Consider the following 13,892-nt stretch of genomic DNA (forward strand, 5'->3'; position numbering starts at 1 on the left):
CTAAATTAACTGACGATAAAAATGAGTTAAAAATATTTTTTTATTAATCGTTAGATATAGATAACTAGCTTAATATAATAGCTGCTCAATATCTAAGCAATGATTCTTGTGCCTGTAGTGCCTGATTGCCCATTAAATAATTCGATGAGTTGGTGGGATTCTTTCCAACTAGCAATATCAATTGGTCGTCCTAAGGCCTTGGCGGCTTCGAAAGCTGAATTCACTTTAACGACCATACCGTCTGTAATAACACCTTTAGCAATCAGTTGATCTGCGTGCGATTGAGTTAATGATTTGATGCGTTGTTTGTTGTCGTCAAGTACGCCAACTACATCAGACAATAATATTAAATCAGCATTTAAGGTCTTAGCTAGTGCTACCGCTGCGTGATCGGCATTAACATTCATCATTTGTCCCGCTTGAGTAATACCAATCGAGCTAATAATGGGAAGGTAACCCGAATTAATAAGTAGATTGATTAATGTAGGATCGCCAGCTTTGGCTTCACCAACATAACCTAAATCTTCTGAAATTTGTTTAACTTCTACACTATTACCATCAGCTAAACAGAGTCCTACACTTGCTATTTGCTGTTTTTTTGCTTCTGACAATAAAGTAGTATTGGCACTGCCAGCAAGGCTACCAACAATAACGTCAATTTGATCAGCAGGAGTTACCCGTAATCCATTGCGACGTACTACGGGTAAAGAAAGTCTATCCATTAATGAATCAACTACCGTACCACCACCATGAACAATAATTAATGATCGTTGAAAATTTTTTTTGTACTCACTGATAACGTCAAATAATTTACTTAAGGCATCTTTATTGTCGAGCAATACGCCTCCAAGTTTTATAATTAATGGTTTCATTTTAGTTTCCTATTAATTTAACCTATTTTTAATTCATTAAAAATTTTGTACAGAGCTTTGAAATAATTCACTCATTTTTATAATAGTGATGTGGTTTCATCAAAATTATATCGAATATTCATACACTGCACAGCTTGTGCTGCTGCGCCTTTTAATAAGTTATCTTCAACAGAAATTAATATTAAATGACGATCTTTTAATACAAATCCAATATCACAATAAGGCAAACCAATGACAGATTTTAATGCTGGCCAATCTTTTTGATAAATTCGAATCAAAGGCTTATTTTTGTAATATTTATTTAGAGCTTTGAGGATATCTTGTGATGTAACACCTTCATTTACTCGGCAAGTAATTGTGGCGTGGATACCTTGTTTAAAACTGCCTAAATGAGGTGTAAAGATCACTTCTTGACCTAAATGTGTTGCAATTTCGGGTTGGTGCCGATGAGTAAAAAGTCCATAGGCATGTAAACTTACTTCACAAAATATATTATTATGCGAAGGTTTTCGCCCTGCTCCACTCACCCCACTCACAGCATTAATAACAGGCCATTGTGAATTATCTAATAGCCCCTCCTCGATTAATGGTTTTAATGGTAATTGTGATGCTGTAGGGTAACATCCTGGTACAGCAATCAGTTGTGCCTGTTTGATTTGTTCACTATTCCATTCTGCTAAGCCATAAACTGCTTTATCTAACCATTTTGGATGCTGATGAGTAAAACCATAATAATCGGTATAAAAAGTAGCAGAGTTAACTCTAAACGCACCCGACAAATCAAAAACTGTACAACCATGTTCTAAAAAATAAGGAGCTATATTGTGGCTGACTACATGTTCAGTAGCTAAAAAAACTATATCAAGATCATTGATATAGGCAGAATAATCTGCAGTGGCAATAAGTGGTAAGTCAACAACACCTTTTAATTGAGGGTGTAAATCATAATCAGAAATAAGCTTACCACCGTCTTGGCTGTTTTCAGACACAGTTAAAGCAATAAGTTGTATATGCGGATGCTTGTGTAAATAATGAGCTAATTTTGCCCCTGCATAACCACTTGCACCAACAATAATTGCTTTTAACATACCCTACCCTTATCTATTTTTTATGCAATAATGTGCATATAGTAGGTTATTTATAAGGCTATTACAAGCACAAAATGAATTTTTATTCACTTTTTGTGAATTTAATTTCAAAGTTTTTTTTGCAGACACCCAAATATTCTAACGTATTATGTTGTATTAAATTGTTTTTTAGTAAATATAAACACGAGTAATCTGTTCGAAATGCCTGCCGATAAAGATCGGCAGGTGAGGTGTTGGATTATTTTAATAAAGTTGCTGATTTTAATATCGCTATCAATAATTCCCAATAACGATAAACACTTTGAATGTTAACTTTTTCATCTGGTGAATGTGGCGAAACAATCGTTGGTCCAATTGATATCATATCCAGATTTGGGTAACTTTGTTTAAATAAACCACATTCAAGCCCTGCATGAATCACCATTATTTTGGCTTTCTGAGAAAAAATTTCGTGATATTTATCTTTAGCAAGCTTTAAAAGCTGTGAATCTAAATTAGGTTCCCAACCTGAATAACCGCCACTTATTTCATAATTAGCATCCACTAATTGGCTAAGTGATGTCAATGTTGATACAACCGCATCTTTAGCACTATCGACTTGAGAACGAATAAGAAAATGGACATTCAGTTGATTGTCCTCAATACTAACAATACCTAAATTAAGCGATGTTTCAACCACACCATGAAGTTGATCGCTCATTCTAACTACACCATTAGGCGCTGAATTTAACCAGCTTATGATTTTATTTTGATGCTCTGTAGTTAATACGCGTTTTACTTTGTTTGATTCAACTTTCGATAACGTTATTTCGATAGCAGGTTCTACATGACCTAACTCACTGTGTAAAATTGTTTGATACTGTTTAACAATGGCTTCTAATTTTGGCAGTTCTTGTTTATTTAGTGTAATTTCAATAAAGGCTTCTCTTGGGATCGCATTACGTAGTGAACCACCTTTTATATCAGCTAATCTAAACGAGATATCTTGTGCATATTGCGCTAAAAAGCGAGCCATCAATTTAATTGCATTTCCACGACCAAGATGAATATCACAACCTGAATGCCCCCCTTTTAACCCTTTAAGTGAAATGTTCATATAACAATCATGCTTTTCTGGCATTACAGCATAAGTAACAGCAAAGGTTGTAGTAAAGTCAACGCCGCCAGCACAACCTGTAAATATTTCGCCTTCATCTTCAGAATCAGTATTAATTAGATAGTGACTTTTTAGCCAATTAGGTTGTAAACCAAAGGCTCCGTGCATACCAGTTTCTTCTGATACTGTTATCAATACTTCAATTGGTCCATGTTCAACAGCAGGATCAATTAAAACAGCTAATGCAGATGCTAACCCAACGCCATTATCAGCACCTAATGTCGTTCCTTTGGCTTTTACCCATTCGCCATCAACATAAGCTTGAATTGGGTCAGTCAAAAAGTCGTGACTAGTACCTTCATTTTTTTGTGGCACCATATCCATATGAGCCTGTAATGCAATTGATGGGCACTCTTCCATACCTTTGGTAGCAGGTTTACTTAACAAAATATTACCTACTTTATCAAGTTTGCAATCAATACCATGAGTTTTAGCAAAATCGACGATATATTTAGTTATCATTTGTTCATGGTGAGATGGGTGCGGAATTTTACAGATATCATTAAAAATCTGCCAAACAAATTTAGGCGTTAAGGTAGAAAGCATAATATAACCTCAATATTAAGTATGTAATAAATTAATGAGTGGTTTTTTTTATTGAATCACATTATAATAAGGTGCAATTTTACATCTATTTTTAGTTCATTAATATTTATTTATTCATACAATCGATTAAAATTGCAGGTTACTCAATGTCAACAGATCAAATTTTATTAACAGAAGAAGAAATCCAAGCCAAAAAACAACATAAAGCAGAACTTATTGCTGAAAAGAAAAAATTCAATGTTACTTGGGAAATGTTGCAATCCTATGGGCGCCAACTTTCTGAACGCTTATTACCTGCAAATCAATGGAAAGGTATTATTGCCGTTAGTCGTGGTGGATTAGTTCCAGCGGCAATTTTAGCGCGCGAATTAAGTATTCGTTATGTCGATACCGTTTGTATTTCAAGTTATGATCATGATCATCAACGTGAAAAACTAATATTAAAACAAGCTAATGGCGATGGTGAAGGTTTTATTGTTGTTGATGATTTAGTTGACACTGGTAACACTGCTCATACAATTCGCGAAATGTACCCTAAAGCTCACTTCGTAACTATTTTTGCAAAACCTGCTGGTAAACCACTTGTTGATGATTATGTTGTCGATATTGCACAAGATACTTGGATTGAACAGCCATGGGATACCGGTGTTATGTTTGTTAAACCTATTAGCGATCATAAATAATTGATAAGGAAGTTAAGGTTGTTATGGCAACTACCGAAAATCTAACTGAACAGATATTTAAACCACAATTTGATTATCCTGAAACTTCAACACTTATCAATCGCATTGATAATAGTAATGGTAGTAGCATTAGCTCCTTAGATGGGGAAGTTGACTCCAGATGGTATCGAATTATTAATCCCATTTTGTGGCATTGGCGTGGATTACCCAAATTAGAGGCTGAAGCGGTTTTATCAAAAATTGCCGCTTCAACTCGACGCCACACAAATGATACCTGGCTAGACACTGTTGCTGGTTATCAATCTGGCAACTGGGTCTATGAATTTTTAAATCAAGCGGCAGTATGGCAAGCTAAAGCTGAATCAATTGATGAAGCAAATCTTATAGATGAAAATAAAAATAATTTACACAATTATTATCTTATAGCCAGCATATATGCAAGTATTGCTAGTTATCCTCATTTTAAAAATGACCAACTAGCAATGTATGCCCAAACATGCGCTTATCAGTATTATGCAAAAGCTCTTCAATTTTCGCCATTTTTGATAAAAGAACTGGAATTTAAAGTCGATAATCGTAGTGTCAAAACAATTTTACATTTACCAAAATGCGAAGGGACTTGCCCTGTTGTGTTGATTTGTAATGCGTTAGGCAATTTGCAGATCGATTATTATCGTTATTTTAGTGAATTTTTAGCGCCGCATGGATTTGCCATGCTAACTGTTGATCTACCAACTGTTGGTTATAGCCGTAACTTTGCTTTATCACAAAATAGTAGCCAAATTTATCAAGCTATATTAGAGCAGTTGTCTTCTGTTCCATGGATAGATGATAATCGGATTATTGTTGCTGGATTTAGGTTTGGTTCGCATATTGCCACACGTTTAGCTTATTTGATGCCAAATAAAATAAAAGGCGTATTTAACTTTACTCCGTTTATTCATCAAATTTTTGTTGATAAAGATCTGCAAAAAAATCTACCGAATAGTTATAAAGATATGTTAGCTAGTCGTTTGGGATTACCTTCAATATCCAGCCAACAATTGGCAGCAGAATTAAATTATTTTTCACTAAAAAATCAAGGGTTTTTAACTCATGCTTGTCATGTGCCTGTTATGAATATCGTCTTTGAGGATGATAAGTTAAGTGATCTTTGTGAAGCAAAATTAATTCATTCAATCAAACAAAATAAAGTAATAACTGTACCTAAAACACAGTTACAAAAAAGTTTGCATCAGGCGTTAACACAATCAGTAAATTGGATGAAGTCTGTTATATAACGTGAAAAAATAAGAATATGCTATGACTATTAAAAAACAACAAACCGTGGTTGTTAAATTAGGTACCAGTGTACTAACAGGTGGAACAAAACAACTTGATCGAGCACAAATAGTTGAGTTGATAAGACAATGCGCAAGTCTACATCAAGATGGACATAAAATTATCATTGTTACATCTGGTGCAATTGCAGCTGGACGCGAATATCTTAACTTCCCTACCCTACCTAATACTGTTGCTTCAAAGCAATTACTCGCTTCTGTTGGACAAAGTAAGCTTATTCAACTTTGGGAACAGCTATTTTCTATCTATAAGATCTATATTGGTCAAATGTTACTTACCCGTGCAGACCTTGAAGATCGTGAAAGATTTTTAAATGCGCAAGACGTTTTAAAAGCAATGTTAGATAATCATATTGTTCCTGTCATCAATGAAAATGATGCTGTTGCAACCGCAGAAATTAAAGTTGGCGATAATGATAACTTATCAGCGCTAGCTGCCATTTTAGCTGAAGCAGATAAGTTGATTTTATTAACCGATATTGAAGGTCTTTATACAGCCGATCCAAGATCTGATAAAAGTGCCAAGTTAATTCATGAAATTGATCATATTGACGATAATTTACGAAGTATCGCCGGTGGTAGTGTTTCAGGGCTTGGCACGGGTGGTATGAGCACAAAATTACAAGCAGCTGAAGTAGCAGGAAGTGCGGGTATAGAAGTTATTATCGCTGCAGGAAATAAACCAAATGTTATTATTGATATTGTCAATAATAAACCGATTGGAACACATTTTTTACCACAAAAAACACCACTAGAACATCGTAAACACTGGTTGTTTGGCGCACCAAAAGCAGGCAAAGTGTTATTAGATGATGGTGCTGTTAATGCGATTTTAAATAATGGTAGTTCGCTATTACCTAAAGGAATTATCAGCGTAGAGAAAGATTTTTCTCGCGGCGAAGTTATTGATATTTGCGACAAATTTGGCAAACGCATTGCGCGCGGTGTCAGTCGTTATAATAGTGATGCTTTAAGGCAAATTGCTGGGCATCATTCTCAAGAAATTAGTCAAATTATTGGCTATGAATATGGTCACGTTGCTGTTCATCGTGATGATATGATAATAAAATAAATAATAAACAAGGAAGGAAAATCATGGGATTAGCTATTGGAGGTATAATTGCTAATTGGTTAGCAGTAGATAGATTTAAATTATATGACTGATGATGATAAGCAATCATTATTAAAAGAAATAAATAAATAATATAAAACAACTAAATAGTAATATAAAATCGTGGTGATAACAATGTTACAGCAAATGGGTAAAACTGCTAAACTTGCTTCATATCAACTAGCACAATGTCCTACCGCAATGAAAAACAACACGTTGATGGTTATAGCTGATTTATTAGAACAGCATAGCGCAAGTATACTCATTGCAAATGAAAAGGACATCCAAGCGGCAAAAAAACAAAATTTAAACGAAGCCATTTTAGATCGTCTACTCTTAACACCCAAACGATTATCATCTATTGCCAATGATGTCCGTAAAATCATTTCATTAACTGATCCTATTGGTCAAATCATTGATGGTTCTACTTTAGAAAACGGCTTAAAGTTACACCGTCACAGAGTACCACTTGGCGTTATTGGTGCGATTTACGAGGCTCGACCAAATGTAACCATTGATATTACAGCTCTTTGTTTAAAAACAGGCAATGCCGCAATACTTCGCGGGGGTAAAGAAACAATCAATACTAATATGGCCACAATTTCTGTTATTCAAAAAGCGTTAAAACAAGTTGGTTTACCCCAGACAGCTGTTCAATGTATTAATAATCCTGATCGTAAATATATTCATGAGTTACTTAAACTCGATAAGTATATCGATATGATTATCCCCCGAGGTGGTGCATCTTTACATAAATTATGCCGTGAACATTCAACAATACCTGTCATTACAGGTGGTATTGGAGTCTGTCACATTTTTGTTGATGAAAGTGCTGATGTTGATAATGCTATACCAATTATTGTCAATGCCAAAACTCAGCGTCCAAGCACTTGTAATACGCTTGAAACGTTACTAGTCCACCGAAATATTGCGGAGCAGTTTTTACCAAAACTTTGTCAGGTCATGGCAGATAATAACGTCGTATTACATACTGACCAAAACTGTTATGACATATTAAAAACAGGTAATGCAACTATCCTACCAGTAAAAAATGAAGAATTACGGCAAGAATGGTTATCAAAAGATTTAAATGTGATCATTGTTGATTCACTTGAATTGGCTGTAGAGCATATCCGCGAGTATGGTACGGGGCATTCGGAATCCATTCTCACGCGTAACTTGCTTAATGCAGAACAGTTCGTAAATCAGGTTGATGCAGCTGCAGTTTATGTCAATGCATCAACACGTTTTACTGATGGTGGGCAATTTGGATTAGGTGCAGAAGTAGCAGTTAGTACACAAAAACTACATGCACGCGGACCAATGGGACTCGAAGCTTTAACTACCTATAAATGGATAGGTTATGGAGACAATTTAATTCGTCAATAATAAAATTCTGTTTAATATAACTGTTCGGACATCCCGAACAGTTTTTATGCTTAACCAAACTAATCAAAATTACGCATTAATAATGCATAATTTAAATCGATTTCTTCAGGAATCGGAATATAAACAATATGACCATCACCTAAACCAGCAGGAACAGGTTGTCCTTTTTTGTTTTCCATTCGCTCAATCGTGAAAGTTTTATTACCTTTCGGTGTCATCATTTCAACGCTATCCCCAACAGAGAATTTATTTTTTACGATAACTTCAGCCAATCCATTTAATCGCTCACCACTAAACTCACCAACAAATTGTTGCCTTTCCGAAACTGAATGACTATGTTCGTAGTTTTGCATTTCTTCATGCTTATGGCGACGTAAAAATCCTTCCGTATACCCTCGGTGAGCAAGTGCATTAAGCTCTTGTAACAAGCGAGGATCAAAAAGTTTACCTTCACTCGCCGCATCAATAGCTTGGCGATACACTTGTGCTGTTCTTGCACAATAATAAAAAGATTTAGTTCTTCCTTCAATCTTGAGCGAATGTACACCAATTTTTGTTAAATCATCTACTAGTTCCACTGCTCTTAAATCCTTTGAGTTCATAATATATGTACCATGCTCATCTTCGTAAGCTTGCATATATTCACCTGGGCGACCTGATTCTTCAAGCATAAATACTTTACTAGTAGTTTGACCAATTCCTAATGTTGGTTCAACTTGTTTTACCGAGATCGGTTCACATTTATGTACAATTTGCCCCACTTCGTCTTCTTTACCCTCAGCAACTTTATATTCCCAACGGCAGGCATTAGTGCATGTTCCTTGATTTGAATCACGCTTATTAATATAGCCCGAAAGCAGGCAGCGCCCAGAATATGCCATACACAATGCACCATGGATAAACACTTCTAACTCCATTTCAGGAACTTTTTCACGGATTTCAGCAATTTCATCAAGTGATAATTCGCGCGATAAAACGACTCGAGTTAATCCCATTTGATGCCAAAATTTTACTGTTGCCCAGTTAACAGCATTCGATTGTACAGATAAGTGAATTTCCATATCAGGAAAATGTTCGCGAACTAACATAATTAAACCTGGATCTGACATGATAAAGGCATCAGGTTTCATATTTACAATGGGTTCTAAATCACGAATAAAAGTTTTTAACTTCGAGTTATGTGGTGCTATATTCACAACTACATAAAACTTCTTACCTTGAGCATGTGCTTCGTTAATGCCAATTGCTAGATTTTCATGATTAAATTCATTATTACGAACTCGTAAACTATATCGCGGTTGGCCGGCATAAACAGCATCTGCACCATATGCGAAAGCATAACGCATATTTTTTAAAGAACCGGCAGGAGAAAGTAATTCTGGTTTTGCATATAAATTTGTCATTAAAAATGCCTCTGATTTCAGGTCAGTATTACTTATAAGTAATAGGTTAAGCAAAATAGGATGGGCATTTTACGCTTTAGCCTATCTGTTGGCAAATTTATTATATTGCCAAGATACACAGCAGAAAACCTATGCTCATAAACAAAGGCTATTTTGTTAAATGTTGTGATTAATTTCACATCAAACTGTGATTATGCCTAATTTTTTTAAATTTTACATTACTATTTTTAGTCAAAACCACATAGCATAGCATCTACGTCAATAATAAAATTGTTGAAAATATAAATTGCAGCATGTAAATAAACTAAGAGGTAATGTAATGACGGAACTAATCAGTTGGTACGGAGCACTAATAGGATTGTTTCTAGCTATATTTTTAATATTGCGAGGAATAAATCCCGTTTATTCGTTATTTTTTGGCGCCATAATAGGGGCTTTTATTGGTGGTGCCAATTTAATTCAAACAGTATCTATTTTAACCAGTGGCACGCAAAGTATAATGGGAACTGTGATTCGTGTATTAGCAGCAGGTATCTTAGCTGGTGTTATGATGGAATCAGGTGCTGCTGAAACTATTGCTCAAGCTGTTGTTAAAAAATTAGGCGAAAGGAAGGCCTTACTAGCTTTAGCACTTGCAACAGGTATTATTACTGCTTCGGGAGTGTTTATACCAGTAGCGGTATTAATTGTTGCGCCAATTGCCTTATCTGTCGGTAATAAGATGGAAATATCTCGGTTAGCATTATTGTTAGCTTTATCTGGCGGTGGTAAGGCCGGAAATATTATATCCCCCAACCCAAATACCATTGCTGCTGCTAATGGATTTAATTTAAGTTTAAGTGATGTCATGATTGGAGGTTTTATTCCAGCAATATTTGGTTTAATTGCAACTGTTGTAATTGCTTCATTAATAAAAAACAAAGGAGATAAAATTACCGAACAAGAAGTGGTTGCATTGAAAAGTATTAATAAAGAGGGAGAAAACAATTCTCCTTCTTTAGGCAAAGCTATTGTTGCACCTGTAACAGCAATAATACTATTAATGATTAGTCCAATTGGTAATATTTTTCATATTGATTTTTTATCCAATTTAAAAATTGACGCACTATATGTGTTACCAATTGCAGGATTGATAGGTATGTTGGCTATGGGGCAACATCGTAAAATAGCAATGTATACCAAATCAGGGATTGATAAAATGACACCAACTGTTCTTATTTTAGTTGGTGCTGGAGCAATTGCTGGTTTGATTGGTTCATCCAATCTTGCTAGTCAAGTGATTAATATCATTCAATCAATGGGTATTTCTGGTTATTATTTATCACCAATTTCTGGCGTGTTAATGGCTGCTGCGACTGCTTCAACTTCAACTGGTGTTATTTTAGCTACGGGAACTTTCGGTTCTACAATTATTGATATGGGTATACCTGCAATTAGTGCAGCGGTTATGATGCATACAGGTGCAACTGTTATTGATTCATTACCTCAGGGCAATTACTTCCATGTAACTGGTAACAGCATGAATATGTCAATAAAACAACGTATGAAACTAATCCCATACGAGGCTCTTGTTGGTGGCACAATGACACTCGTTGCAACCATCCTATACGATTTTATTTTTTAATATCAGGATATAATATTATGAAACAAAAAACATTTGTACTTGCACCCGATTCTTTTAAAGAAAGTCTAACAGCAAAAGAAGTTTGTAAAGCAATGGAATTAGGTATAAAAAAAGTTTTTCCTGATGCTAAATTTATTCATGTACCAATGGCTGATGGAGGCGAAGGCACTACACAATCATTAGTTGATGCTACAGATGGAACTTTGCATGCTTGTGAAGTAACTGGCCCGTTAGGTAATAAAGTTACAGCACATTTTGGTATTTTGGGAGATAAAACCACCGCAGTAATTGAAATGGCCTCAGCAAGTGGGATTCAACTGGTACCCAAAGAAAAACGTAATCCATTAATCACAACTACTTATGGAACTGGTGAGTTAATTTTAGAGTCTATAAGACATGGAGTAAAAAAAATCATTTTAGGTATTGGTGGTAGCGCTACTAATGATGGTGGTGCAGGAATGGCTCAAGCTTTTGGTGTTAAATTTTATGATAGGCATGGTCAATTATTAGGTAAAGGTGGCGGCACATTAGGTGAATTAGCAAAAATTGATCTTTCAGAAATTAATCCATTACTCAGTAAAGTGGAATTTATTATTGCTAGTGATGTTACCAATCCACTGTATGGAGAAAAAGGAGCTTCGATAGTTTTTGGACCACAAAAAGGCGCAACTCCTGATATGGCTAAGCAATTAGACCAAAACCTACAACATTATGCATCTGTTATTAAATCACAATTAGATAAAGATGTAGCAACAATTCCTGGTTCAGGTGCTGCTGGTGGATTAGGGGCTGGGTTAATGGCATTCACTAATAGTAAAATGGAAAAAGGAATTAACATTGTTATTCATTATAGTGGTCTGAAACACAAATTAAAGAATGCTGATTTTTGTTTTACTGGTGAAGGAGGTATAGACTTCCAAACTAAGTTTGGTAAAACACCTTTTGGCGTAGCTCAAGTTGCTAAAACTCAACATGTACCTGTTATCGCTTTAGCCGGTACCATTGGAAAAAATATTGAAGAACTCTATCCTGAAGGTATTGATACTATTTTTGGCATTATTCCAACTGCTGCAACAATAGAAGAGTTACTAGCTGGCGGTTTTAAAAATATAGAACGAACTAGTGAAAACATAGCTCGTTTAATTAAAATTGCTCAAGCTTAATTTCTTAAAAGAAAGCCAATTTAAAATGGGAAAATAGTATAATAGGAATACTATTCTTCCATTTATTTTTACAAAATATCTCATTTATTAAACTTAATATAATAAGAAATAATGATCTTGATTAACAAATTAAATAAAGAGGAACACAAACAATAATCACTTATATAAATTATATTGTATGAAAATGGTCTTTGTATTAGTGAATAAATTAAGGATCTTTAACCATGAAATCTGTTAGTATCACACCACAACTTGCTCAATATATTGTTGAACGCACAATGAAAATCATTGACTGTAATATCAATGTAATGAACAGTAGAGGTGAAATTATTAGCAGTGGTGATTTAGAACGGATTGGTGAAATACATGAAGGCGCTATGCTTGCTATATCCCAACAAGGAGTAGTAACAATTGACAATCCTACAGCAAAAAAATTAAAAGGTGTAAAACCAGGTGTAAATTTTCCACTTAAATTGAACGAGAAAATAGTGGGAGTAATTGGTATCACAGGTGAACCAACAAAAATCACGCAATTTGCAAAATTAGTCTGTATGTCTGCTGAAATGATGATGGAGCAAGCATTTTTACTTAATCAGTTGTCTCAAGACATCCGCTTAAAAGAAGAGTTTATTTTATCCATTATTCAGTCCGACAATAAAGTCCCCAATCTGTCAGAATGGAGTAGAAAACTAAATATCAATCTTTCTTTAGCTTATGTAGCTGTTATTATAGAAGTAGATAGTGGCCAATTAGGTATTGAAACAACAATGAGCGAATTGCAATATATTCAAAATGAACTACAAATCATCACAAAAAACAAACTTGTTGCTATAAAATCTCTAACTGAAATTGTTATGTTGATTCCCGCATTAAATAAGTTTAATCGCTGGGATCTAAACGAACACAAAAGCAAATTAAAAAAATTAGTTAGTTATATAAAATCATCCTGTCAATTTTCTGTGAGGATATCCCTAGGTAAATACTTTTCTCAAGGTATTGATAGAATTGCACGATCTTATCAAACAGCTAAAATAGCAATGCTAATTGGAAAAAAAAGAACACCTGAATGCCGCCATTTTTACTATCAAGAATTAATTCTACCAGTTCTTTTAGATGGCCTAAATCACGATTGGCAAGCAGAAGAACTACTTTTACCACTAAAAAAACTAAAATTATCCGATCACAATGGAATATTACAAAAAACGCTCACAACTTGGTTTGATCATAATTTGCATAATAACAAAACTGCCGACGCACTATTTATACATCGTAATACTCTAGAGTATCGTTTAAATAATATTGCTAAATTAACAGGGCTAGATCTAACAAAATTTGATGATCGTGTATTGCTTTATATAGCACTACAACTGGATAAATAACTTTTTATTTTAAAATAAAAAGTTAATACAGAAGATATTATCTTAATAAATTTAACTTTCATTATTCAATAATGGTAAATATTCATCCCATCGGTATTCTCTAATTGGCATGGGATTAACCTCTTTAAAATATAAAAC

At 34.6% G+C, this 13,892-nt stretch carries 11 protein-coding genes; 7 read left to right on the forward strand and 4 right to left on the reverse strand.

Annotated features, from left to right (window positions below):
- Positions 1-92: 92 nt before the first annotated feature.
- The 3 genes from argB to A9G31_RS00970 all read right to left on the reverse strand — a co-directional run bounded on the left by argB (position 93) and on the right by A9G31_RS00970 (position 3,662).
- Positions 93-872 carry an acetylglutamate kinase gene (gene argB / locus A9G31_RS00960; protein ID WP_065560030.1) on the reverse strand — a complete coding sequence of 260 codons (780 nt, stop codon included), beginning with the start codon at positions 870-872 and terminating at the stop codon, positions 93-95.
- 77 nt (positions 873-949) lie between these two features.
- Complete coding sequence (argC, locus tag A9G31_RS00965; RefSeq protein ID WP_065560031.1) at positions 950-1,960, reverse strand: N-acetyl-gamma-glutamyl-phosphate reductase; 1,011 nt, start codon at positions 1,958-1,960, stop codon at positions 950-952.
- 238 nt (positions 1,961-2,198) lie between these two features.
- Positions 2,199-3,662 carry an aminoacyl-histidine dipeptidase gene (locus A9G31_RS00970; RefSeq protein ID WP_065560032.1) on the reverse strand — a complete coding sequence of 488 codons (1,464 nt, stop codon included), beginning with the start codon at positions 3,660-3,662 and terminating at the stop codon, positions 2,199-2,201.
- A gap of 146 nt (positions 3,663-3,808) precedes the next feature.
- Between A9G31_RS00970 and gpt the strand changes: the two genes are divergently transcribed.
- The 4 genes from gpt to proA all read left to right on the forward strand — a co-directional run bounded on the left by gpt (position 3,809) and on the right by proA (position 8,185).
- Positions 3,809-4,345 (forward strand): xanthine phosphoribosyltransferase, encoded by a 537-nt coding sequence (gene gpt / locus A9G31_RS00975; protein ID WP_081296839.1) that lies wholly within the window; start codon positions 3,809-3,811, stop codon positions 4,343-4,345.
- A 23-nt stretch (positions 4,346-4,368) separates the two neighbouring features.
- The gene (locus A9G31_RS00980; protein ID WP_065560033.1) at positions 4,369-5,625 is read left to right on the forward strand and encodes an alpha/beta hydrolase; all 1,257 of its coding nucleotides are present in this window, start codon (positions 4,369-4,371) and stop codon (positions 5,623-5,625) included.
- A 22-nt stretch (positions 5,626-5,647) separates the two neighbouring features.
- Positions 5,648-6,757 (forward strand): glutamate 5-kinase, encoded by a 1,110-nt coding sequence (proB, locus tag A9G31_RS00985; RefSeq protein WP_065560034.1) that lies wholly within the window; start codon positions 5,648-5,650, stop codon positions 6,755-6,757.
- Positions 6,758-6,931: 174 nt separating this feature from the next.
- Entirely contained in the window at positions 6,932-8,185 is a 1,254-nt protein-coding gene (proA, locus tag A9G31_RS00990; protein WP_065560035.1) for a glutamate-5-semialdehyde dehydrogenase, read from the forward strand.
- 59 nt (positions 8,186-8,244) lie between these two features.
- On the opposite strand, the gene trhP is transcribed toward proA, so the two are convergent.
- The gene (trhP, locus tag A9G31_RS00995) at positions 8,245-9,588 is read right to left on the reverse strand and encodes a prephenate-dependent tRNA uridine(34) hydroxylase TrhP (RefSeq protein WP_065560036.1); all 1,344 of its coding nucleotides are present in this window, start codon (positions 9,586-9,588) and stop codon (positions 8,245-8,247) included.
- 319 nt (positions 9,589-9,907) lie between these two features.
- Here trhP and A9G31_RS01000 point away from each other — a divergent pair, with 319 nt between their 5' ends.
- The 3 genes from A9G31_RS01000 to A9G31_RS01010 all read left to right on the forward strand — a co-directional run bounded on the left by A9G31_RS01000 (position 9,908) and on the right by A9G31_RS01010 (position 13,754).
- Entirely contained in the window at positions 9,908-11,212 is a 1,305-nt protein-coding gene (locus A9G31_RS01000) for a GntP family permease (protein ID WP_065560037.1), read from the forward strand.
- A 17-nt stretch (positions 11,213-11,229) separates the two neighbouring features.
- A complete protein-coding gene (locus A9G31_RS01005; RefSeq protein ID WP_065560038.1) occupies positions 11,230-12,375 on the forward strand; it encodes a glycerate kinase family protein in 1,146 nt (381 codons plus the stop codon).
- Between the two features lie 224 nt (positions 12,376-12,599).
- Complete coding sequence (locus tag A9G31_RS01010; protein WP_065560039.1) at positions 12,600-13,754, forward strand: sugar diacid recognition domain-containing protein; 1,155 nt, start codon at positions 12,600-12,602, stop codon at positions 13,752-13,754.
- The last annotated feature ends 138 nt before the right edge of the window (positions 13,755-13,892 follow it).

It is taken from the genome of Gilliamella sp. Gris1-4 (genome assembly GCF_001690335.1).
GTDB lineage: Bacteria > Pseudomonadota > Gammaproteobacteria > Enterobacterales > Orbaceae > Gilliamella > Gilliamella apicola_P.

What these genes read in the sequence shown, in the direction of transcription:
- argC (WP_065560031.1), bottom strand. Translation starts at nt 1,960, where the DNA reads ATGTTAAAAGCAATTATTGTTGGTGCAAGTGGTTATGCAGGGGCAAAA.
- A9G31_RS00970 (WP_065560032.1), bottom strand. Translation starts at nt 3,662, where the DNA reads ATGCTTTCTACCTTAACGCCTAAATTTGTTTGGCAGATTTTTAATGAT.
- trhP (WP_065560036.1), bottom strand. Translation starts at nt 9,588, where the DNA reads ATGACAAATTTATATGCAAAACCAGAATTACTTTCTCCTGCCGGTTCT.
- A9G31_RS01010 (WP_065560039.1), top strand. Translation starts at nt 12,600, where the DNA reads ATGAAATCTGTTAGTATCACACCACAACTTGCTCAATATATTGTTGAA.
- A9G31_RS00980 (WP_065560033.1), top strand. Translation starts at nt 4,369, where the DNA reads ATGGCAACTACCGAAAATCTAACTGAACAGATATTTAAACCACAATTT.
- A9G31_RS01000 (WP_065560037.1), top strand. Translation starts at nt 9,908, where the DNA reads ATGACGGAACTAATCAGTTGGTACGGAGCACTAATAGGATTGTTTCTA.
- argB (WP_065560030.1), bottom strand. Translation starts at nt 872, where the DNA reads ATGAAACCATTAATTATAAAACTTGGAGGCGTATTGCTCGACAATAAA.
- proB (WP_065560034.1), top strand. Translation starts at nt 5,648, where the DNA reads ATGACTATTAAAAAACAACAAACCGTGGTTGTTAAATTAGGTACCAGT.
- proA (WP_065560035.1), top strand. Translation starts at nt 6,932, where the DNA reads ATGTTACAGCAAATGGGTAAAACTGCTAAACTTGCTTCATATCAACTA.
- gpt (WP_081296839.1), top strand. Translation starts at nt 3,809, where the DNA reads ATGTCAACAGATCAAATTTTATTAACAGAAGAAGAAATCCAAGCCAAA.
- A9G31_RS01005 (WP_065560038.1), top strand. Translation starts at nt 11,230, where the DNA reads ATGAAACAAAAAACATTTGTACTTGCACCCGATTCTTTTAAAGAAAGT.